At 68.6% G+C, this 20,693-nt stretch carries 20 protein-coding genes and 1 tRNA gene; 10 read left to right on the plus strand and 11 right to left on the minus strand.

Annotated features, from left to right (window positions below; genetic code table 11):
* Positions 1–21: 21 nt before the first annotated feature.
* From ACFV3I_RS13580 to ACFV3I_RS13590, 3 genes are read left to right on the plus strand one after another with little or no spacing between them, the layout of a single operon-like run.
* The gene (locus tag ACFV3I_RS13580) at positions 22–639 is read left to right on the plus strand and encodes a hypothetical protein (RefSeq protein ID WP_378823169.1); all 618 of its coding nucleotides are present in this window, start codon (positions 22–24) and stop codon (positions 637–639) included.
* Positions 640–653: 14 nt separating this feature from the next.
* On the plus strand, positions 654–1,820 hold the full coding sequence (locus tag ACFV3I_RS13585; protein WP_378823171.1) for a GTPase: 1,167 nt from the start codon (positions 654–656) through the stop codon (positions 1,818–1,820).
* Between the two features lie 3 nt (positions 1,821–1,823).
* Positions 1,824–5,012 carry a type I restriction endonuclease subunit R gene (locus tag ACFV3I_RS13590; RefSeq protein ID WP_378823172.1) on the plus strand — a complete coding sequence of 1,063 codons (3,189 nt, stop codon included), beginning with the start codon at positions 1,824–1,826 and terminating at the stop codon, positions 5,010–5,012.
* A 6-nt stretch (positions 5,013–5,018) separates the two neighbouring features.
* On the opposite strand, the gene ACFV3I_RS13595 is transcribed toward ACFV3I_RS13590, so the two are convergent.
* Entirely contained in the window at positions 5,019–5,582 is a 564-nt protein-coding gene (locus ACFV3I_RS13595) for a hypothetical protein (protein WP_378823173.1), read from the minus strand.
* 160 nt (positions 5,583–5,742) lie between these two features.
* Here ACFV3I_RS13595 and ACFV3I_RS13600 point away from each other — a divergent pair, with 160 nt between their 5' ends.
* The 4 genes from ACFV3I_RS13600 to ACFV3I_RS13615 are packed head-to-tail and all read left to right on the plus strand — an operon-like array spanning position 5,743 to position 10,027.
* Positions 5,743–6,078: a hypothetical protein gene (locus ACFV3I_RS13600; protein ID WP_378823175.1), complete on the plus strand. Its 336-nt coding sequence runs from the start codon at positions 5,743–5,745 to the stop codon at positions 6,076–6,078.
* The gene (locus ACFV3I_RS13605) at positions 6,075–7,016 is read left to right on the plus strand and encodes a hypothetical protein (protein WP_378823177.1); all 942 of its coding nucleotides are present in this window, start codon (positions 6,075–6,077) and stop codon (positions 7,014–7,016) included. The genes ACFV3I_RS13600 and ACFV3I_RS13605 overlap by 4 nt, the downstream gene beginning before the upstream one ends.
* A 12-nt stretch (positions 7,017–7,028) precedes the next feature.
* Entirely contained in the window at positions 7,029–8,084 is a 1,056-nt protein-coding gene (locus ACFV3I_RS13610; RefSeq protein ID WP_378823178.1) for a tyrosine-type recombinase/integrase, read from the plus strand.
* Positions 8,081–10,027 (plus strand): hypothetical protein, encoded by a 1,947-nt coding sequence (locus tag ACFV3I_RS13615; RefSeq protein ID WP_378823180.1) that lies wholly within the window; start codon positions 8,081–8,083, stop codon positions 10,025–10,027. The genes ACFV3I_RS13610 and ACFV3I_RS13615 overlap by 4 nt, the downstream gene beginning before the upstream one ends.
* A 246-nt stretch (positions 10,028–10,273) precedes the next feature.
* Here ACFV3I_RS13615 and ACFV3I_RS13620 read toward each other — a convergent pair.
* Positions 10,274–10,347 (minus strand) — tRNA-Pro (locus ACFV3I_RS13620).
* Between the two features lie 108 nt (positions 10,348–10,455).
* On the opposite strand from ACFV3I_RS13620, the gene ACFV3I_RS13625 reads away from it, so the two are divergent.
* The 3 genes from ACFV3I_RS13625 to ACFV3I_RS13635 all read left to right on the plus strand — a co-directional run bounded on the left by ACFV3I_RS13625 (position 10,456) and on the right by ACFV3I_RS13635 (position 12,154).
* Positions 10,456–11,052, plus strand: a complete 597-nt coding sequence (locus ACFV3I_RS13625) for a GNAT family N-acetyltransferase (protein WP_378803822.1) — start codon at positions 10,456–10,458, stop codon at positions 11,050–11,052.
* A 62-nt stretch (positions 11,053–11,114) separates the two neighbouring features.
* On the plus strand, positions 11,115–11,783 hold the full coding sequence (locus ACFV3I_RS13630; protein ID WP_247638897.1) for a lysoplasmalogenase family protein: 669 nt from the start codon (positions 11,115–11,117) through the stop codon (positions 11,781–11,783).
* On the plus strand, positions 11,783–12,154 hold the full coding sequence (locus ACFV3I_RS13635; protein WP_136045540.1) for an RNA-binding S4 domain-containing protein: 372 nt from the start codon (positions 11,783–11,785) through the stop codon (positions 12,152–12,154). The genes ACFV3I_RS13630 and ACFV3I_RS13635 overlap by 1 nt, the downstream gene beginning before the upstream one ends.
* Before the next feature lie 28 nt (positions 12,155–12,182).
* Here ACFV3I_RS13635 and ACFV3I_RS13640 read toward each other — a convergent pair whose 3' ends face one another.
* The 9 genes from ACFV3I_RS13640 to xerD form a co-directional block, all read right to left on the minus strand.
* Positions 12,183–13,115, minus strand: a complete 933-nt coding sequence (locus tag ACFV3I_RS13640; protein WP_247638896.1) for an NUDIX hydrolase — start codon at positions 13,113–13,115, stop codon at positions 12,183–12,185.
* Positions 13,116–13,176: 61 nt separating this feature from the next.
* The gene (gene der / locus ACFV3I_RS13645; protein ID WP_206253550.1) at positions 13,177–14,649 is read right to left on the minus strand and encodes a ribosome biogenesis GTPase Der; all 1,473 of its coding nucleotides are present in this window, start codon (positions 14,647–14,649) and stop codon (positions 13,177–13,179) included.
* Between the two features lie 40 nt (positions 14,650–14,689).
* The gene (gene cmk, locus ACFV3I_RS13650; protein ID WP_136031217.1) at positions 14,690–15,388 is read right to left on the minus strand and encodes a (d)CMP kinase; all 699 of its coding nucleotides are present in this window, start codon (positions 15,386–15,388) and stop codon (positions 14,690–14,692) included.
* Positions 15,381–16,517, minus strand: a complete 1,137-nt coding sequence (locus tag ACFV3I_RS13655) for a prephenate dehydrogenase (protein ID WP_206253235.1) — start codon at positions 16,515–16,517, stop codon at positions 15,381–15,383. Before ACFV3I_RS13655 ends, cmk begins: the two co-directional genes overlap by 8 nt.
* Complete coding sequence (locus tag ACFV3I_RS13660) at positions 16,514–17,311, minus strand: pseudouridine synthase (protein WP_378823182.1); 798 nt, start codon at positions 17,309–17,311, stop codon at positions 16,514–16,516. The genes ACFV3I_RS13655 and ACFV3I_RS13660 overlap by 4 nt, the downstream gene beginning before the upstream one ends.
* Positions 17,308–17,982 carry an SMC-Scp complex subunit ScpB gene (scpB, locus tag ACFV3I_RS13665; protein WP_378803824.1) on the minus strand — a complete coding sequence of 225 codons (675 nt, stop codon included), beginning with the start codon at positions 17,980–17,982 and terminating at the stop codon, positions 17,308–17,310. Before scpB ends, ACFV3I_RS13660 begins: the two co-directional genes overlap by 4 nt.
* Positions 17,972–18,820, minus strand: a complete 849-nt coding sequence (locus ACFV3I_RS13670) for a ScpA family protein (RefSeq protein WP_136031211.1) — start codon at positions 18,818–18,820, stop codon at positions 17,972–17,974. The genes scpB and ACFV3I_RS13670 overlap by 11 nt, the downstream gene beginning before the upstream one ends.
* Complete coding sequence (locus ACFV3I_RS13675) at positions 18,804–19,637, minus strand: ParA family protein (protein ID WP_136031369.1); 834 nt, start codon at positions 19,635–19,637, stop codon at positions 18,804–18,806. The genes ACFV3I_RS13670 and ACFV3I_RS13675 overlap by 17 nt, the downstream gene beginning before the upstream one ends.
* A 153-nt stretch (positions 19,638–19,790) precedes the next feature.
* Positions 19,791–20,693, minus strand: coding sequence for a site-specific tyrosine recombinase XerD (gene xerD, locus ACFV3I_RS13680; RefSeq protein ID WP_378803825.1), 903 nt, complete (start codon positions 20,691–20,693; stop codon positions 19,791–19,793).

Here is a 20,693-nt window from a genome sequence, read left to right on the forward strand (position 1 = left end):
TACCTGGTCGAAAGAAGCATTATGAAGAAGAATCTGATCCTGTGGCCGGCGTTGGTCATCGTCGGCGCAGTGCTTGCCGCTGGGACGCTCTTCATCGTCAAGCCTCCGCTCGGCGAGTGGGTCGGCGCGACGACCGACAAGAACACCCAGATCGTGAACGCGATCACGCGCACCCAGGAGGTGGCGCTGGTCACGCTCGGGATTGAGGGTATTCGCGAGCGAAAGACCGAGGCTGGACAGTTCCTTTTCCTCACCATCCCGAATTCCCGCGCTGCCTTCTTGCGCTACAGCTTCGACGCGAAGCTCGGCATTGACGCCAAAGACGTCAAGATCGATGAGCAACCGGACGGTTCCTTCGTGGTGACCATCCCGTCCTTCATCGTGATTGGACTCGACAACCAGAACGTCGAGGTGGCAGCTGAGAGCAGCGATGTCCTGAGCTGGACGACTCCGGACATTGACAAGGTCGAGATGGTCAACGATGTGTTCGGGGATGAGTTGCAGGCCGAGTACCTCGCCAAGAATGAGGAGCTACTCCGCGACCAGGCCCGCATATTCTATACCAACATCATCACCTCCATCGATCCCGATGTATCCGTAGCGTTCGAGTTCACCTCGGCTACTCCGGAATCCAACTGAAAGCAGGAACGGACATGACCGATACGTCTGACGCGCGCTCCTCCGATGTACCCAAGGTCGACGAGCAGCCCTTCCTCGAAGCCAACGAGACCGCGAAATCGCGGTATGGGCGCTTCAACCTCGCAGTCGTCGGTGGCACCGGGGTCGGCAAATCGTCCCTCATTAACGCCGTGTTCGGACGTGATCTTGCAAAGGTTGGGAAGGGTCTCCCCGTCACGCGTGGCGCTGACTATTATCACGACGATTCTCTCGGGATCTGGGACCTCGAGGGATTCGAGATCGGATCGACCAGCTCGCCGGCCGAGATCCTCCGCACGAACCTCGCCACCATCGCCAAGCGTCCCGCAGTAGAACAGATCTCGGTGGTCTGGTATTGCGTGCTGTCCAAGGCAGATCGCCTGACGCCACCCGATATCGCGATGATCCACGAGCTCGCCGCGGCCGGCCTGCCGGTGATTCTGGTGCTCACTAAGGTCGATTGGTCGAAGAACCCCGTGACGGGTAAGCGCACTCCTCCTCGGGACGTCGAGGAGTTCACCTCCTGGCTGGAAGAACCCGTCGATGCCGACGGCAACACCATCGATCTTCCGATTGAGCGGGTCATCCTCACTTCCACCCGCGACAAGCACGGAAAGGGCTCGGGGCACGGTCTCGGTGAACTCGTCGCGGAGACTCTCGCGCTCTCGCCGGAGGACGAGAAGGATGCCTTTCGTATCGCCCAGCGGCTCAACCTCCCCTGGAAGCGGGAGATGGCCCGGCCTGTCATCGCTGCGGCAGCGGCTGCTGCAGCAGCTGCCACGGCAGTTCCGATCCCCGTCGCCGATGCTATGGCCCTGGCGCCGATCCAGATGACCATGATGGGGCGCATCGCCGCGATCTACGACCTGGAGCTGAAGACGATGATGTCTGCTTCCGCGCTCGCGCAATTGGGCGTGCAGATCAGCGGCCAGGCTCTGGCCCGCAGCTTTCTCATGCTGATTCCCGGAGCGGGAAGTGTCATCGGCGCCAGCGTCGCGTTCGCACTTACCGGGGCGATGGGCGAAGCCTGGATCCGCCTCTGCGAGGGCGTGCACACCGGCAAGATCGATGCGGACAAGATCGCAGAGGCGTACGGCGCCTACGCCCCCACCTTTGTCGATGTCATCAGGAAGATGGCCGGTCAACGGTTGACGGGAGCGTAGTCGATGGCTGGCATTTCCGAAGCCGACTGGGAACGAGCAACGCTCGACTACCTCGCAGAGCCGCTGCTCTGGCGCCCGATGAGTGGGGAGAAAATCGCGCCCGGTAGCGGTGAACGCGATACGTGGGACGAGCTCCTTATCCGTCCCCGCCTCGTCGCCGCATTGCAGGCGCTGAACCCGACCGTGCCGTTGCGTTACCTGCAGCAGGCCGCGTCAGAGCTTGCAGCGCCGAAGTCGCGGGATGCGATCACGGAGAACCACCGCATCCACACGTATCTCGTCGGCGGGTACCCGCTGAGCTATCTCGATGCGGATGGGCAAGAGCAGAACGTACGGGTGCGGCTGCTGAGCGCCGAGCCGTCGGAGAACGACTGGCTCGCGGTCAACCAGGTCACACTGCGGCAGGGCGACCTGCACCGCCGATTCGACGTCGTCCTGTACGTGAACGGGATGCCGCTGAGCATCGTCGAGCTCAAGCGAGCTGGCGCGGCGGGTGCTGGCGTTGCGTCCGCGCGGGATCAGCTGAACACGTACCTGCGCGAGTTTCCGATGGCGTTCCGGTTCTGTGCGTTCGTCCTCGCCAGTGATGGTCTGGACGCGAAGTACGGCACCCCGTTCACGCCTCTGAACCACTTCGCCCCGTGGAACGTGGATGACGAGGGTAGCCGGCTTGAACAACCCCGCATCGAAGACGGACAGGACGTTCAACCTCTCGACGACGCGCTGTCGGGCCTATTCAACCAGCTGCGATTCCTGCAGTTGCTCCGGAACTTCATCGCGTTCGACGAAGGCGCCGACGGGTTGATCAAACGCATCGCGAAACCCCACCAGTACTTTGCCGTGACGAAGGCTGTCGGTAGCACCGTGCAGGCCGTGGAGTCCAACGGCAAGGCCGGCGTCGTGTGGCACACGCAAGGGTCAGGCAAGTCGATGGAGATGGAACTCTACACGAACCTCGTGTCACGGCATCCGAAGCTCAAGAACCCCACCGTTGTCGTCGTCACCGACCGGACCGAGTTGGACGGTCAGCTCTTCCGCACCTTCAACAGGAGCCTGCTGCTGGCGGAGAAACCCCTGCAGGTCACCGAGCGGGCACAACTGCGCGACGAACTGCGCAACCGTGTCACCGGAGGGATCTACTTCACGACCCTGCAGAAGTTCGGGCTCAGCAAGGACGAGAAGGATGCCGGCACACAGCATCCCCTCCTCACCGACCGTCGCAACGTGATCGTGGTCGTCGACGAAGCGCACCGCAGCCACTACGACGACCTCGACGGATACGCACGTCACCTGCGCGACGCGCTGCCGAATGCGACGCTCATCGCCTTCACCGGCACTCCGATCTCGTTCGCTGAACGAGATACCCGTGAGGTGTTCGGCCCGTACATCGACATCTACGACCTCACCCGCGCCGTGGCCGATGGCGCGACGGTCCCGGTGTACTTCGAGCCACGACTCATCAAGGTCGGGTTCGCCGACGGCGCGAGTGAGGACGACATCGACCGGGCCGCCGACGAGTACACCGTCGGTTTGGATGACACCGAGCGTGCCCGGCTCGAAGCATCTGTCGCCGTTGTGAACGCCGTCTACGGCGCTCCCCAGCGGATCGCTACTCTCGCGGAAGACCTCGTGTCGCACTGGGAGGAACGCCGCGACCGGATGCTCCCGTTCATCGAATCCCCCGGCAAGGCGCTCATCGTCGGTGGCACACGGGAGATCTGCGCCCGGATCTACGACGCGATCATTCAGCTGCGCCCCGACTGGCACTCCGACGCACTCGACGCCGGCCGGATCAAGGTCGTCTACTCAGGCACCGCTTCGGACCAACCTCCGGTCAGCGATCACGTGCGCCGCGATTCGGAGAACGCCGTCATCAAGGAGCGGCTCAAGAACCCGAGCGATGAGCTCGAACTGGTGATCGTGAAAGACATGATGCTCACCGGTTTCGACGCCCCACCGCTGCACACCCTGTACCTCGACCGACCGCTGAAGGGCGCCCTGCTCATGCAGACCCTCGCCCGCGTCAACCGAACCTTCCGAGGCAAGGAGGACGGCCTCCTCGTTGCCTACGCCGCACTCACGGAGAACCTCACTCAGGCCCTGTCTGAATACACGCAGGAGGACCAGGAGACCAAACCTGTCGGCCGGAACGTGGACGAGGCTGCGGCGCTCGCTCTCGAGCTGGTCTCCGACATTCGGGAGATGCTCACTGGCTGCGATTGGCGGGCAGCGATACGTCGCGGAGGCCCGCGGGCGTTCATGACGGCAGCGACGCTCGCAACGAACTTCCTCCGCGACTCCAAGAACCCACTCAACGATCCGTCGCTCGAGAACCAGACCCTCAAGGCGAGATACCGGGCGGCGAGCGGGGCGCTGTCGCGCGCCTGGGCGCTGGCCTCCGGTCGCAGTTCACTGAGTGAGCTTCATGACGAGATCGCGTTCTACGAAGAGGTTCGGGTATGGATGGCGAAGTTCGACGCCTCCGAGCGCCAAGCCCGCGATGAACCGATCCCCGAAGACATTCAACGTCTGCTGAGCGCCCTGGTGGCCAAGGCAATGGCATCGGACGAAGTGCTCGACATCTACGACGCCGCCGGCCTTCCCCGTCTCACGCTCGACAACCTCGGGCCCGAGTACCTGGCAGAGGCGCAGAAGGCATCGAATCCACAGTTGGCCATCGAAGCACTCCGGAAGTCGCTCGTCGATGCGAGCGCTACCGCGACGCGAGGGAACCTGGTGCGTCAGCACGCGTTCTCCGAGCGCATCGCGACCGTCATGGCGCGGTACACGAACCAGCAGCTCTCTGCCGCGGAAGTGATTGCCGAGCTCGTCGCGCTCGCGAAAGACGTCGCCGCCGAGGCGTCACGCGGCTCACGATTCACGCCCCCGCTCAACACGGACGAGCTGGCGTTCTTCGACGCCGTCGCGACGAACGAGTCCGCCGTTGACCTGCAGGGTGAAGGTGTACTCGCGCAGATCGCCCGTGAGCTCGTTCTCGTCATGCGCCGCGACGTGCGTACGGACTGGACGGTGCGCGATGACGTGCGTGCGAAGCTTCGCTCGTCGATCAAGCGGCTGCTGGTGAGGTACAAGTACCCGCCGGACAAGCAGCCTGAGGCGATCAAGCTGGTCATGGATCAGATGGAGGCGATGGCGCCCCGGTATGCTGAGGAGCGCGACAGCACCCGATAGGTGCCGTCAAAGGCGACGACTGATGCGTAGCAGCCGGTGCAGGTCGTCTGCACGCGTCTGTTCCAGTCGTCCCGTCTGGAGTCGGTGCAGCTGGCGGCCCAACCACCGTGCAAGAAGAAACTCGGCGCGGTCATCCGCATGCAGGCGCGGCAACCGGCGATTGATCCTCACGAACGTCGCGCATGCCATGAACCGCGTCTGCCAAAGTGTCTCCAGCGGATCCCACTCGAACGCCGGTGACACGTCGAGGCGCGCATGCTGGTAGCCGTTGAGTTGATCCGCAAAGCGCCGCTGGTAGCGGGCCCACTCGCCGAGTCGGCGCTCGTCCGCGGGGAGCGTGTCGCGGGCGCGGGTGTTCTCCCGCGGGCTGCGCTCGTTCTCGCCCCAGTGCCCCTCGTAGCGGTGCAGGGCCTGCACCCAGTTGGCCACCCGCCGTGGGGCGCCGGTCCGCCCGGTCAGCACGAGCTCAACGGCCTGAGCGAAGCTGTCAGCGGAAGGATCGGCGGGGTTGGTCGAGCGCCAGAGCGCATCGGCCTGAGCATGGAGATCTTCGGGTGTCGGCGAGGGCACGGAGGTCCTTTCGGGGCGTGAATGGTGCGCCCACATGCACCTATGCGCAGCCCCGCTTCCCGTGGTGACCACCCGGTGTGCCGCCCGCGTTGTCGCTGAGTCGGCGGACTTCGCTCCTCGCGGTTCGTAGCGTTGCTGACACGCGAATGGAGGTCCTGCGATGCCGCCTCAAGATGATTCGCTGGAATGCCTGCTGGACGAGATGGACGGTGTCTTCGTCGTCGCAACTGACGACGGCACCATGTATCGCCTGGACATGGATCAGCGCCTGGTGACGAGATCCGCAGAAGTCGGTCCGGGCGTGCTGGCCGTCGTCGATTCCGCGCCCGCCTCACTGCTCACCGTCGCGACGTGTCGGATCGGCGCTCCGATGGTTCTCCTGATCGACCGGAATGTTCCCGGTGTCCGGTTCACTCGGCGTACCACCGCGAATGTCATCCGCATCGAGGACGCGTCCACGACTGCACATGCAGCGCGTCGAATGGCAGAAGAGTGAGACCTCGCGAGCGCGGTGGCGAGAATGCGCCCCAACCCTCCGATGCCGACGCGGGCCGCTTCGTGCCGATCAAGGCTGCGCCTTACTGGAATGTCCTGGAGCCTGTGGTTGTGACCGCCGTATCGAAGACGGCACGGCTCACGGGGCGCGAGCCGCGGTCGCTGTATCCGGTTGCGACGGCGTTCGTGCTGTGGGCGTGGCAATCCAAGGGCATCGAGCTAGACGTCGGCCGCATTTTCCGGCGGCGCATCGTCGAGGAGTTCGTGCACCGCGGGCTGGCCTCGTACGCTCGCGGGAGTCGCGCAACGTATCGGTCGATCTTGATCGCCATCGTCGACGCGGTCACCCCACCATCCGAGCAGCCATTCCCGATCCCGCGTTCCGATCCCACTCCCCCGTACACGCCGGATGAGATCGCGGCACTGCGAAGCTGGGCGCGCAGCCAGGGAAGCAGCATGCGACGCCAAGACGCATCTGTGCTGCTCGCCTTGGGGTTCGGTGGAGGATTGGCCACTCGCGAACTGCTCGCCTTGCGCGTCAGCGACATGGATGTGCGACCCGACAGCGTGCATGCCCTCGTGTGGGACCGACGACCTCGCCTGGTTCCGATCCTCCCCGCGTGGGATGCGGCCCTGCGGGATGCCGTGGCCGACGCCGACTCGGACGCCTGGCTCTTCCGCCGCGGCCGTACCGGGGTGCGTCCCGGGCAGGTGACGGACTTCCTGCACCGCGGGCACACGACGGAGTTGGATGTCCGGCCCGCACGAATGCGCACGACATGGATGCTCACCCACTTGCAAGCCGGGACGCCACCCCGAGAACTCCTGCGGATTGCCGGGCTGGAGAACCTCGCCGCCCTTGACCGGCTCACACCATTCCTGCCTGCTCGGGCACCGATTCCACCGTCATCGGCAACCCTCAGCCCGCGGACGGACTAGCGACGGTGCCCGGTGTTGCGCCTGGTGCGACACGCCGTGCGAGCACTTTTCTGGCTCGCCGCGTACATCGCCGGCATGACCGCAAAACACCGACTCACCGACAACTCCGCCGAGTTCGCTGAACTCCGCGCTACCTGCGCCCAGATTCCCGATTTCGCCTGGCGCATCATGCTCGGCTACAACCCCAAAGGTGCATCCGCGGCCGGCGCATGGACCGCGGTGCGCTCGTTCACCATCGAAACCGCCGCAGCGATGCACCCGGACACGTACGACGTCGCGCGCCGGCTGATGACGTTGACAGCGCGCTTCCACATGTGGATCTGGGCGCGCACCGGCACCGACCTGACTGTTCGCCGCGTCTACACGCAGCTCAACATCGACCGCTACCTCTCCGCTGCCTACAAGGACCACTCCGCGTCGCACAGATGGGGTGTCTCCCGCCAGCTCGTCAAGGTGGGGCGTGAGCTCGCCGACGCGGACCTCGTTGCGTTGCCGCTCCCTGAAGGCAAGGTGCGCGCCCCGTTCTCAGCCAAGCAGATCGCGACGATGCACAGCTGGGCGAACTCACTCACCACCACGAAGAAGCGTCAGAACGCACAGGCGCTCCTGGGCCTCGCCGGAGGAGCGGGACTGACCGCAGCGGAGATCGTTGAAGCGCGCGTCAGCGACATCGACATCGACGGCGATGTCGTATTCGTGAATGTCCTCGGCGCGCAGCCCCGCCGCGTTCCGGTACGGCGTGCGTGGGCTCGTGTTCTGCTGCGCAGCATCGAAGGCCGCGAGCACACCAGCGAAGTGCTGTTCCGTGGACCCCGCATCGACGAGTACCCGCCGCGCATCATCCAGACCTTCCTCACCGACCACCCGGCCCCCGTACGCCCCACGCCAGCCGTTCTGCGCGCCGCCTGGATCGTTCACCACATCAACAACCACATACCGCTGCAGGTGCTGCGCGACATAGCAGGCTTCGACCACTACGACTCGCTTGTGCGGTATTACGAGCACGCGAACGTGCTCGATGCCACCGACTTCACCGCACAGCTCGTCGGAGCGGAGGTCACACGATGACCTCCGTCGACATCGACTACTACCGCACCTTCGACGACAACGACGAGTGCGGCATCACCGAGCGTGAGATCCTCGGCCGCGGCCGCAACCTTCAGCAGTTCGACGACTCCACCGTGACGTTGGCCGAAACCCGCGTCCGCCAGTCCGGCATCCTCGAGCAGTTCGACCGCTGGGCCGCCGAAGACTCCAGCGCTGACGGCATGGGCGGCAGGCCCGCGATGATCTCCATCCGAGCTCTCCTCGTCGCACTGCTGCTGCTCGCTCACGAGGGCGCTCCCCTGCACATCCGGCGGGCCGCGCACGTGCTGCAGCACCGGCTGTCCTCAAAGTCCCGCGAGCTGCTCGACCTTCCCGAGTCGCCGGCGAGCTTCGCCACTCACGTCCCCACGACGAAGCGCTGGTACACGAACACGATCCGCGCCTTCCACAGGATGAAGAAGCTGTTGGACCCTTACCCCCAGGAGCTCTACACCGCGAAGACCTACGCCCAGATCCAGGAGATCCTGCAGAACCACGACGCAGAGCGTGCGGAGAAGTACAAAGCACGCCTGGACGAGTACACCCGCCTGTTCATCCGGATGACGTTCATGGCACAGCCTCGCGCCGTCCGTCGAGCCACGAAGCAAATGGACGTTTCGTTCGACCAGACCTACATCGGCACACCTACGACCAAGGGTTACAGCCGCAAGCACCTCGCGAGCAAAGTCAAGGCCGAGCAGGGAGCCAACCTCGGCGACCGCTCGCCGGGGCCCGTGGATGCCTTTGCTGGATGGCACGTGAAGAGCGGCAAGGCCGAGCGGGTCGACAATCAGAAGGGCGAGATCGACCAGACCGCACCCGAACGCGGAAAGTGGGCGGACTACGACTGGGGCTGGGTCGCGAATCTTGCCGTCCGCGTCGATGCAGAACAGCCCGGCTCCAAGCGATTCCCCAGTCTCGTTGTCGCAGCGTCGCTCAGCATCCCGAACATGGAGGTCGCCGAAGAGGCCGCGCGCCTTCTGGAGGCGGCCGCGATGCTCGAGCTCGCGCCGGGTGTCGCCGATGCCGACAAGCAGTACTGGGCCAACGCAAAGCCGTTCCGACTCCTGAAGCCGGCGTTGAAGGCCGGCTTCACGCCTTCGACGGACTACCGTTCTGACCGCGTCGGAGTGAAGGGCGGCCAGCACGGCGCTCTGTTCGTCGAAGGCGACGCGTACTGCCCGAGCACGCCCAAGCCCCTTCTGAACGCCACCCCGGACCGTCTGGGTGACGTGATCGACGTCGCAACGCACCGCGCCCGTATCGAAGAGCGGAAGGCGTTCCAGCTGCACGTCAAAGAGAAGTCGAAGGTCGCGGGTGGAAAGGTGATGCTGCGCTGCCCCGCCCTCGGCCCCAGCCCGACCGTCACCTGCCCACTTCGCGAGATGATGCTCGGCGCGGCCAAGAAGGCACGCCCCGAGGTCGAGCCCGAAACTCTGGAAGAAGAGTTCCTCGACACCATCTGCAAGAAGCACTCCGCCGCATTCGACCTGACCGAGATGCAGGCGCCGCAGCAGGCGTTCGACTACGGCACGGAGGAGTGGGAGACCTTCCACGACCACGCCCGCAACACCGTCGAGTCAGAGAACCAGCAGCTCAAGGCGTCCGGCGACGAGGACATCGCCACTGCGGGGCGCCGTCGCGTCCGCGGCATCGCCGCCGCACAGATACTCGTCACACTGCTCATCGTCACCCATAACCTTCGCAAGATCGCCGCGTTCCTGAGCGACCAGGAGATCGAGCGAGCACGCACGACCCCACGTGTGCACACCATCCGCCGACGTGACCGCGTCTGGGCGAACCGTTACACGAAGACCACAGGCAACGGCGACCTCAGCATCCCCCGAGGCGGTCGAACATCATCATCAACGACCACACCGCCTGACCAACGAAACCAGCTCGCGCTGACACCAATGCGTACCTGAACGACACCGCTCACTGACGACGCCCGCCGGCGGCACGCCCGGCACGCTCCCCGCTCCACCAGGACAATCGAACGCGCCCGAAAACCGGGCGCGTTTGTGTTCTCACGACCAAAAGCGCTCGATTGGGCGTACGCGGATCAGAATCCGGCTACGCAGACGCGAAAAAGGGAAGGGCACCTGCTCCAAGCAGGTGCCCTTCCCTTTTCTCCAGCTGTTCTGCAAACAGTTTTGCCAACAGCCCCTCGGTCGGGCTGACAGGATTTGAACCTGCGACCCCTTGACCCCCAGTCAAGTGCGCTACCAAGCTGCGCCACAGCCCGTTGTTCTGCACTCTCGCGCAGGCAACTCCCCTATCTTAGCCGTACCCGCGGCCCTCTCGCGAACCGGGGCGTTGCGGGGTGTCGGAGCCACCGCGTACCGTCGCGGTCATGCCGACGATCACCACCGAACTCGCCACGTCCGACCGCTGGGACGACGTGCAGCACGCTCTCACGGGCGGGGGCGACGGTGCGAGCTGCCAGTGCATCTGGCCGATGCTGAGCAACAAGGACTGGAACACGACCACCACGCCGCAGCGCACCGACATGTTCCGGGCCGAGATCGACGAGGGTCCACCGCCCGGGCTCGTGGCCTACGTCGACGGCGAGGCCGCGGGCTGGATCCGTATCGGACCGCGCACCGCCCAGGCCCGCATCCCCCGCACGCGCATCATCGCCGCGTCGTCCGCCGAGCCGTTCGACGACCCGTCCGTGTGGGCGGTGACGTGCTTCGTGGTGCGCCGCGAGCACCGGGGCACCGGACTCAACGCGGCACTGCTGCGGGCGGCGGTCGACTACGCCGCGGCCTCCGGAGCGCGTCTGGTCGAGGGGTACCCGGTCGACACCCGCGGCGAGAAGCAGCGCGCGAACGACCTGTTCCACGGCACGCTGAACACCTTCCTCGGCGCAGGCTTCACGGAGCAGACGGTCATGAAGCCCGGACGGGTTCTCGTGACGCTCGACCTGTCCTCCCGCACCGACGCATGACCACCACCCCGCGGCACACCCCCGCGCCCCCGGATATACCGCCGCGGCCATACGATGAGGGGATGCGCCGCCGCACCCTCCCCCGCCCGATCGTGTGGGCGTTCGCGCCGTACGTCGCGGTGTCGCTGCTGCACGTCGTGCTGCTCGCGCTCGACCACGACCTGGCCGCTCCGACCAAGCTGCTGCTCATGCCGCTGCTCGCGGTACCGGTGCTCGTGGCCGCCCCACGCCTCCGGCCGCGCTCCGCCCTCGTGCTCGCGCTCGCGGCGCTGCTGTTCTCCTGGCTGGGCGACGGCGCGGGGGCGCTGTTCCCCGCCGCCCCCGAGCTTCCGCTCATGCTCGGGTTCTTCGGCCTCGCGCACGTGGCGTACATCGTGCTGTTCGCGAGGCACCTCGCCCGGCGTCGGCTGCCCTGGTGGACGCTGGTGTACGCGGCGTGGTGGGTCGCGATGATCCTCACGCTCGGGCCGCACACCGGCCCCCTGCTGATCGCCGTCGCCGCCTACGGGCTGCTGCTGGGCGGCACGGCGGCGATGGCCGCCCGCTGCCACCCCCTCGTCGCGGTGGGCGGCGCGTTCTTCCTCGCCAGCGACACGATCCTCGCGTTCCGGCTCTTCCTCCCCGATGCTCTCCCGGCCTGGAGCAGCCCCGCCGTGATGGCGACCTACACGCTCGGACAGGGGCTCCTCATCGCGGGCACCCTGGTCGTCCTCGCACGGAAGGCCTCGTGATGGCTGACAGCGTCCGCGTCGACAGCTGGCTGTGGGCCGTCCGCGTCTACAAGACCCGGTCGGCCGCGACCACCGCATGCCGTGCGGGGCATGTGCGCGTGAACGGCGACAAGGCCAAGGCCGCGCAGACGGTCCGCATCGGCGACGAGCTGCGCATCCGCATCTCGGGGTTCGACCGCATCCTCATCGTCCGGCAGCTGCTCGTCAAACGCGTCGGCGCCCCACTCGCCGCCCTCGCCTACGAAGACCGCACACCCGAACGCGAACCGCAGGCCGCGCTCGGCCTGCGCGACCGCGGTGCCGGTCGCCCGACCAAACGCGAGCGCCGCGAGATCGACCGCCTCCGCGGCCGGGACACCCCGCCCGACTGACCCCGCGGCATCCGCTCGTCCGCACGCGTCAGGCGTCCAGCAGCCTCCGCAGCCACCCGCTCGACCGCACCTGCGCGCCCGCGGCCTCGACCCGCGCCTGCAGCTCCCGGTCGCTCGTGACCGCCAGCACCCGCTGCGCCCCCGCGACCCGACGCTCGACCTCGGCCACGATCGCATCATCGCCCGCGGCCTCGGCCCGCACGACCGCCAGCGCCGGCTCCGCGACTCCGGCCTCGGCGGCACCGGTCTCCGCGGCCTCGGTCCCGATGTCGCGGGCACGACCCTCGACCACGAGCGCCACCTCCGGGTACCAGTCGTCTCCGTCGAGCCCCAGGTCGTCCGCGGGCACCGCCAGCCCGGCCAGCCGGTCACGCAAGCGCGCGGCCGCACCTGCTCGGTCCTTCCACCAGCCGTCGGGCACCGACCCGACCACGTTCGCCCCGTCGACCACCACGGCCGGGAACACATCGAGCTGAGCGCGCAGCATCGGCCACGCCGCCCCGAACCCCGGGTGCAGCGGCAGCTCGTCCACGCGGTCGACCGGGACCCACTCCAGCGCCACGCTCTCCGGATCGCTGATCACCGGGTCGAACGGGCTGCGCACATCGGCGACTACCGTCGTGTACGACCAGATGCCGAGGTCGAGCACGCTCGTGAAGCGCGGACGCACGGCGCCGTCCGGCACGCCCGCCTCCTCCTGCGCCTCCCGGATCGCTCCGACGATCGCCGACTCGCCCTCGTGCAGCGCACCGCCGGGCAACCCCCACGTGCCGCCGAAGTGGCTCCACGACACGCGGTGCTGCAGCAGGATCCCGCGCGTCGCGTCGACCGCGAGCAGACCGGCCGCACCGAACCGCCCCCAGTAGCGCTCCCCCGTGTCTGCGACCACCCAGGCGTCGCCGGGGTTGCGCGGTCCTTCGGGGCGACGCGGTTCGCCGGGAGCGGGGGGTACGACTGTCACCCCCTCAGCTTTTCACAGCATCGGGGTGGCGGCGCCACCCGGCGACACACGCCGGAACGCGTCAGCGCTGGCGGCGCTCCCGCACGCGCATGTTGATGACGATCGGCGTCCCCTCGAACGGGTAGAGCTCGCGCAGGCGCCGCTGGATGAACCGGCGGTAGCCCGGGTCGAGGAACCCAGTCGTGAACAGCACGAACGTCGGCGGACGCGTCGAGGCCTGCGTGCCGAACAGGATGCGCGGCTGCTTGCCCCCGCGCAGCGGGTGCGGGTGCTCGGCCACGAGCTCGGCGAGGAAGGCGTTGAACTTGCCGGTCGGGATGCGGCGGTCCCAGTTCTCGAGCGCCGTCTCCAGCGCGGGCACCAGCTTGTCGAGGTGTCGCCCGGTCTTCGCGGAGATGTTCACCCGCGGAGCCCACGCCACGTGCGCGAGGTCCTGCTCGATCTCGCGCTCGAGGTACCGGCGGCGGTCGGCGTTCTCCAGGTCGTCGTCGTTCAGGCGGTCCCACTTGTTGAACGCGAGGACGAGCGCGCGGCCCGACTCCAGCACGAGGTCGATGATCCGCACGTCCTGCTCGCTGATCGTCTCCGACACGTCGAGGACCACGACGGCGACCTCGGCCTTCTCCAGCGCGGCCGACGTGCGCAGCGAGGCGTAGAAGTCCGCGCCCTGCGCCATGTGCACGCGGCGACGGATACCGGCCGTGTCGACCAGACGCCACATCTTGCCGCCGAGCTCCACGACCTCGTCGACCGGGTCGCGCGTCGTGCCGGCCAGGTCGTTCACGACCACGCGCTCCTCCCCCGCCGCCTTGTTCAGCAGCGAGGACTTGCCCACGTTGGGGCGACCGAGGATCGCGACACGTCGCGGCCCGCCGATCTCCTGCTTCGCGACCGCCGAGATCTCGGGAAGCTTCTTCAGCACGGCATCCAGGAGATCCGCCACGCCGCGGCCGTGGATGGCCGAGACCGGGTGGGGCTCACCGAGACCGAGGTTCCACAGCGCGGCGGCCTCCGGCTCCTGCCGGGCGTCGTCGATCTTGTTCGCGACCAGGAACACGGGCTTGCCGCTCTTGCGCAGCAGCTTGACCACGTGCTCGTCGGTCGAGGTGGCGCCGACCATCGCGTCGACCACGAACAGCACCACGTCGGACAGGTCGATCGCGACCTCCGCCTGCGCGGCGACCGAGCGGTCGATGCCGCGGGCGTCGGGCTCCCAGCCGCCGGTGTCGACGAGCGTGAAGCGCCGGTCGTTCCATTCGGCCTTGTAGGTGACGCGGTCGCGCGTGACCCCGGGGGTGTCCTCCACCACGGCCTCACGACGACCGAGGATGCGGTTCACGAGCGCCGACTTGCCGACGTTCGGCCGTCCGACGATCGCGACGACCGGCAGCGCGGGCAGGAACTCGATGCCGTCCTCGCCCAGCGAGACGCCCGCGAGGAGCGCGGCATCCTCGTCGTCCAGCTCGTAGTCGGCGAGACCGGCGCGCAGGGTCTCGGCGCGCTGCTCGGCGAGGTGCTCGTCGAGGTTCTCCATCTTCTCGGCGAGCTGGTCGGGGCCGCCTTCGTATTCGTCGTCAGCCACGGTGTGCTCCTCGGAGTCGTTCGATCACCGTGAGGACGGCGTCGATGGTCTGGGGGTAGTCGAGTTCGGTCGAGTCGACGACCTCGACGCCCTCGGCGGCGTTGAGGAAGTCGACGACGGCGCTGTCGGAGGCGTCGCGTCGGTGCAGGGCCGCGGCGACGGCGGCGGCGTTCTCCCCCGCGAGCTCGCCGGCACGGCGTGCGGCGCGCACCTCAGGGGCGGCGGTCAGGAGGATGCGCACGGGGGCATCCGGCGCGACCACCGTCGTGATGTCGCGGCCCTCGACCACGACGGCCGGGTAGGGCGCGTCGGCGACCAGCGCGCGGAACAGCTCGTTCACCTGCGCGCGCACCTCGGGCACGCGGGCGACGCCGCTCACCGCGCCGGAGACCCGCGGTTCGCGGATGGCGTCGGTCACGTCGGTGTCGCCCACCCGGACCGTGCGGTCGTCGGGGTCGAGGCCGAGACGGACCGGGAAGTCGGCCGCGGCGGCGCGCACGGCGGCCGCGTCATCGGTGTCGGCGCCCTGCTCCAGCACATGCCAGGCGAGCGCCCGGTACGCCGAGCCGGTGTCGAGGTAGCCGTAGCCGAGCTGGCGCGCGACCGCCTTGGAGACGCTGGACTTGCCGGAACCGGCCGGCCCGTCGATGGCGATGAACTTCGTGGCGGAGACGGTGGAGGTGTCAGTCATTCGTGTTCCCTGCAATGCGCCAGCCGCGTTCCTGGAGCCCGGTGATCGCGCCGTGCAGCGCCGCGGGGTCGACACTGATCTCGGCCAGACCGAACTGTGCGCCGGGCGAGTGCTCCAGACGCAGGTCCTCGACGTTGACGCCGAGTTCGCCGAGCTCGCCGAACAGGCGGCCGAGCTGTCCGGCGGTGTCGTCGACCATCACCACGAGCGTCTCGAAGCGCCGGTTCTGGCCGTGCTTGCCCGGCAGGCGCTCCACGCCGTCGTTGCCCTGCCGGATGGTCTCCGCGATCACACGGCGTGCGCCGGGGGCCGCCGGCGCCCGCAGCGCCTCGGCGACATCGCCCAGGTCGGCCGCCAGCGCGTCGAGGATCTCCACGACGGGCCCCGCGTTCGCGCCGAGGATCTGCACCCACAGCTCGGGCGCGGAGGCGGCGATGCGCGTCGTGTCGCGCACGCCCTGACCCGCCAGGCGCAGCGCGCCCTCCTCGGCTCCCGCGAGCCGCGCGGCCAGCAGACTCGCGACGACCTGCGGCACGTGCGAGGTGAGGGCGACCGATCGGTCGTGCTCCTCCGGCGTCATCTCCAGCGGCATCGCGCCCACGTCGAGCGCGAGCGCCTCGACCAGCGCGAGATCCGTGGCCTTCGTGTCCTCGTCGCGGCACACCACCCAGGGCCGCCCGATGAAGAGGTCGGCGCGGGCGGAGATGGCGCCGCCGCGCTCACGCCCCGCGAGCGGGTGCGAGCCGATGTAGCGCGCGAGGTCGACGCCGCGGTCGCGCAGCGTCCGGAACGGTTCGAGCTTGACGCTCGCGACATCGGTCACGACCGCGTCCGGGTACCGCTCCAGCTCGGCCTGCACCACGTCGGCTGTGACGTCGGGCGGCACGGCCACCACGATCAGCGCGGGGGCGTCGTCGTCGGCGGCGAGTCGACCGGCGCCGTAGTCCACCGCCAGTCGCAGCTGCGCCGGGGAGGCATCCGTGAGCGCCACGTCGACACCCTTGGCCCGCAGCGCATGACCGACGCTCGCGCCGAGCAGGCCGGCACCGACGATGCGGACGGTACCGGACAGACGCGGCGCGACGGCACCGGTCTTCCGCGCCGTGGGCGCACTCGTCGTGTCGGTCATTCGGTCTCCTGCTCGCCTGGCGCCGCGGCGACACCGGATTCACGGCGCGCGAGGGTCAACAGCGCACCGAGTTCGATTTTACTCAGGTCACGCGTCTTCCCCGCCGGGAGGGTTCCCAGGTGCAGCGGGCCGAACTGCCGGCGCACGAGCTCGGTCACGGGGTGGCCGACCGCGGCCATCATCCGACGCAAGATGCGGTTGCGCCCCGAGTGCAGCGTGAGCTCCACCAGGCTCGAGCCGCGCGACGTGTCCAGCAGCCGCGCCTTGTCCGCCGCGATGGGGCCGTCCTCCAGCTCGATGCCCTTCGTGAGCGTGGAGATCGTCTGCGGGGTCACCGTGCCGTCCACCTTGGCGATGTACACCTTGGTCACACCGAACGACGGATGCGCCAGCACGTGCGCGAGCTCGCCGTCGTTCGTGAGCAGCAGCAGCCCGCTGGTCTCGGCGTCGAGGCGCCCCACGTTGTAGAGCCGTTCCTCGTAGTCCTTCGTGAAGCGACGCAGGTCGGGCCGCCCGCTCTCGTCACGCATGCTGCTGACCACTCCGGTGGGCTTGTTCAGCATCACGTAGCGCTTGGTCACGTCGAGCTGCACCGCGGTGCCGTCCACGTCGACCAGGTCGCGCTCGGGGTCGATCCGACGGCCGAGCTCGGTCACGGTCTGCCCGTTCACCCGGATGCGCCCCTCGACGATGTACTGCTCGACGACACGACGCGAGGCGACGCCCGCCGCCGCGAGGACCTTCTGCAGCCGCACGCCCTCGGGCACGGTGGCGTCGTCATGGGCAACGTTCATCGGAGGGTCCCTTCGTCGAAGCCGTCGGCGCCGTCGTCCAGCAACGGCGAGATCGGCGGCAGCTCGTCCAGAGAGTTGATGCCGAGGTGCTGCAGCAGCGCGTCGGTGGTGCCGTAGTTGATCGCCCCGGTCTCGGAGTCCGCGAAGAGCTCAGTGATGAGGCCGCGGGCGAGGAGCGTGCGCACGACCGAGTCCACGTTCACGGCGCGGATCGACGCGACCTGGCTGCGGGTGACGGGCTGCTTGTAGGCGATCACCGCGAGCGTCTCCAGGGCCGCCTGCGACAGCCGTGCGGGCGCCTGCCCGCCGACGAACTCCGCCACCACGGGGTCGAGGTCTTCGCGCACGTACAGCCGCCACCCGCCACCGACCTCGCGCAGCTCGAAGCCGCGCCGCGGTCCTCGGCCCCGTCCGTCGTAGTCGTCCCCGAGCGCCTCCAGCGTCTGCCGCACGGCCGGCACCGGCGCGCCGACCGCGGCCGCGAGGGCGACCAGGCCGATCGGCTCGTCCACGATGAAGAGGATCGCCTCGACGCGCTCGCTCAGCGGCAGCTCGGAGCCCACGACCGTCGCGGCGTCGTCGCCCCCGGGCTCGACCTCCGGCCCGGTCTCGGTCTCGGTCACGGGCTCGACCTCCGGCGCGGTCTCGGTCTCGGTCACGTCATCGGTCATAGTCGGCCCCCAGGGTCGCGAGTGTCTCGTCCGACCAGGTGTCGGCGGCCCAGCGGAGCGTCAGCTCGCCGAGCGGTTCCAGTTGTTCGAAGGAGAGCGCCGCGTGGCGGTACAGCTCCAGGACGGAGATGAAGCGCGCCACCACGATCCCCGGCTCGGTGACGCCGGCGACCAGCTCGCGGAAGCTGATCGACTCGGTGCCGCGCAGCAGCGTCACGACGATCGCCGCCTGCTCGCGGATGCTCACCAGCGGTGCGTGCAGGTGATCGAGCCCGACGTGCGGCATCTCCTTGGGCGCGAAAGCCAGCAGTGCCAGCGCCGCGAAGTCGTCCGCGCTCAGCGACCACACCAGCTCCGGCGTCTTGCGGCGGTGCTTCTCCTCCAGCGGCACCGCCCGCACGTGACGGCGGTCCTCCCGCTGCAGGCACCGCGCGAACCACGCCGACACCTCCTTGAACGCCCGGTACTGCAGCAGGCGCGCGAACAGCAGGTCGCGCGCCTCCAGCAGCGCCACGGCCTCGGCGTCGACGAGCTCGCCCTGCGGCAGGAGGCCGGCGACCTTCATGTCGAGCAGCGTCGCGGCCACCACGAGGAACTCCGACGCCTGGTCGAGCTCCTCCTCGTCCTCCAGCTCGGCGAGGTAGGCGATGAACTCGTTCGTGACCGCGCTCAGCGACACCTCGGTGATGTCCATCTCGTGCTTCGAGATGAGATTCAGCAGCAGGTCGAACGGTCCGTCGAAGTTCGACAGCGAGACGCGGAAGCCCGTGTCGCCCTCCGCGGGGGCGACGGCCTCGGCGGTCGGATCGGTCTCGGCGTGCTCAGGCGACGGCGCCACGGGCGACCAGCTCCCGCGCCAGCCGCAGATACGCCTGCGCGGCGGCGTGCTCCGGCGCGAACTCGGTGATGGGCACGCCGGAGACCGAGGCGTCGGGGAACTTCACCGTGCGGCCGATCACGGTCTCCAGCACGTCGTCGCCGAAGGCCTCCACCACGCGCTCCAGCACCTCGCGCGAGTGCAGCGTGCGCGGGTCGTACATGGTCGCCAGCAGCCCGTCCATCGTGATCGACGGATTCAGGCGGTCGCGCACCTTGTCGATGGTCTCGATCAGCAGCGCCACCCCGCGCAGGGCGAAGAACTCGCACTCGAGCGGGATGATCACGCCGTGCGCGGCGGTGAGGGCGTTGACCGTGAGCAGGCCGAGCGAGGGCTGGCAGTCGATCAGGATGACGTCGTACTCGCCCGCGACCTGGCGGAGCACCCGCGCGAGGATGGTCTCGCGGGCCACCTCGTTGACCAGGTGCACCTCGGCGGCCGACAGGTCGATGTTCGCGGGCAGCACGTCGAGGCCCTCGACGTTGGAGTGGACGATCGCCTCGTGCGCGTCGCGCTTCGTGTCCAGCAGCAGGTCGTACACGGTGGGGACGTCGTGGGTCTGGATGCCCAGGCCCGCGGACAGCGCACCCTGCGGGTCGAAGTCGACGGCGAGCACCTTGCGGCCGTACTCCGCGAGGGACGCGGCGAGGTTGATCGAGGTGGTCGTCTTGCCGACGCCGCCCTTCTGGTTGCAGAGGGCGATGATGCGCGCGGGACCGTGCGACTTCAGCGGCGCCGGGATCGGGAAGCCGCGGTAGGGGCGGCCGGTGGGTCCCATGGGGGTGTCGTCGGCCTTCTTCGCCTTCGCCCTGGACTTCGCCGCGTTCTCAGCCACCGGTTCTCCTGCTCCTTCGTGCTTGCTCGATTGTAGCGGCCGGGCCGGTCACGGGCCGTCCCGGCGCGCGGCGGCGGACCCAGGCGACCGCGCGAGTCAGCGGGCCCGCGGGTGCGACGTGGCGTACACGTCGCGCAGCGCGTCGACCGACACGTGCGTGTAGATCTGAGTCGTGGCGACCGACGAGTGCCCGAGCAGCTCCTGCACCACGCGCACGTCCGCGCCGCCCTGCAGCAGATGGGTCGCGAACGAGTGCCGCAGGGTGTGCGGCGACACTTCGGCCGTGATCTGCGCCCGCTCCGCCGCCGCCCGGATCACCAGCCACGCGCTCTGCCGGGACAGCGGCGCACCGCGGGCGCCGAGGAACAGGCGCGCCGAGGCTCTGCCCTTCGCGGCGAGCCCGGGACGCACCCGCGTCAGGTACGCGTCGACCGCGTCACGCGCGTACGAGCCCACCGGCACGATGCGCTCCTTCGACCCCTTGCCGCGCAGCCGCAGCACCTCCCCGTGCGCGAGGTCGTCGACGTCGAGCCCGACCGCCTCCGACACGCGGGCGCCCGTGGCGTACAGCAGTTCCAGCAGCGCGCGGTCGCGGATGCCGAGCGGCTCCTCCGGCGACGGCGCCGCGAGCAGGCGCTCGACCTGCTCGATCGTCAGCGCCTTCGGCAGCCTCCGCGGAGCCTTGGGCGGACGCAGCCGGCCGCTCGGGTCGTCGGCCTCGATCCCCTCGCGCGCCAGGAAGCGGTGCCACCCGCGCACGGACGACTGCAACCGGGCGAGGCTCGTCGCCGCGGGCGGGGGCTCGGCGGACGCACGCTCGGCGATGAAGCGGTCGATCACCGCGGGGGTCACCTCGGTCGTGTCGGTGATGCCCTCGGCGGCGAGCCACCCCCGGTAGCCGTCGAGGTCGCGCCGGTACGCCGCGATCGTGTGCGCGCTCAGTCCGCGCTCGATCGTGACGTGACGCAGATACGCGTCGAGGGCGCGATCGAGCAGCAT

The organism is Microbacterium sp. NPDC059771 (assembly GCF_042732495.1).
GTDB lineage: Bacteria > Actinomycetota > Actinomycetes > Actinomycetales > Microbacteriaceae > Microbacterium > Microbacterium sufflavum.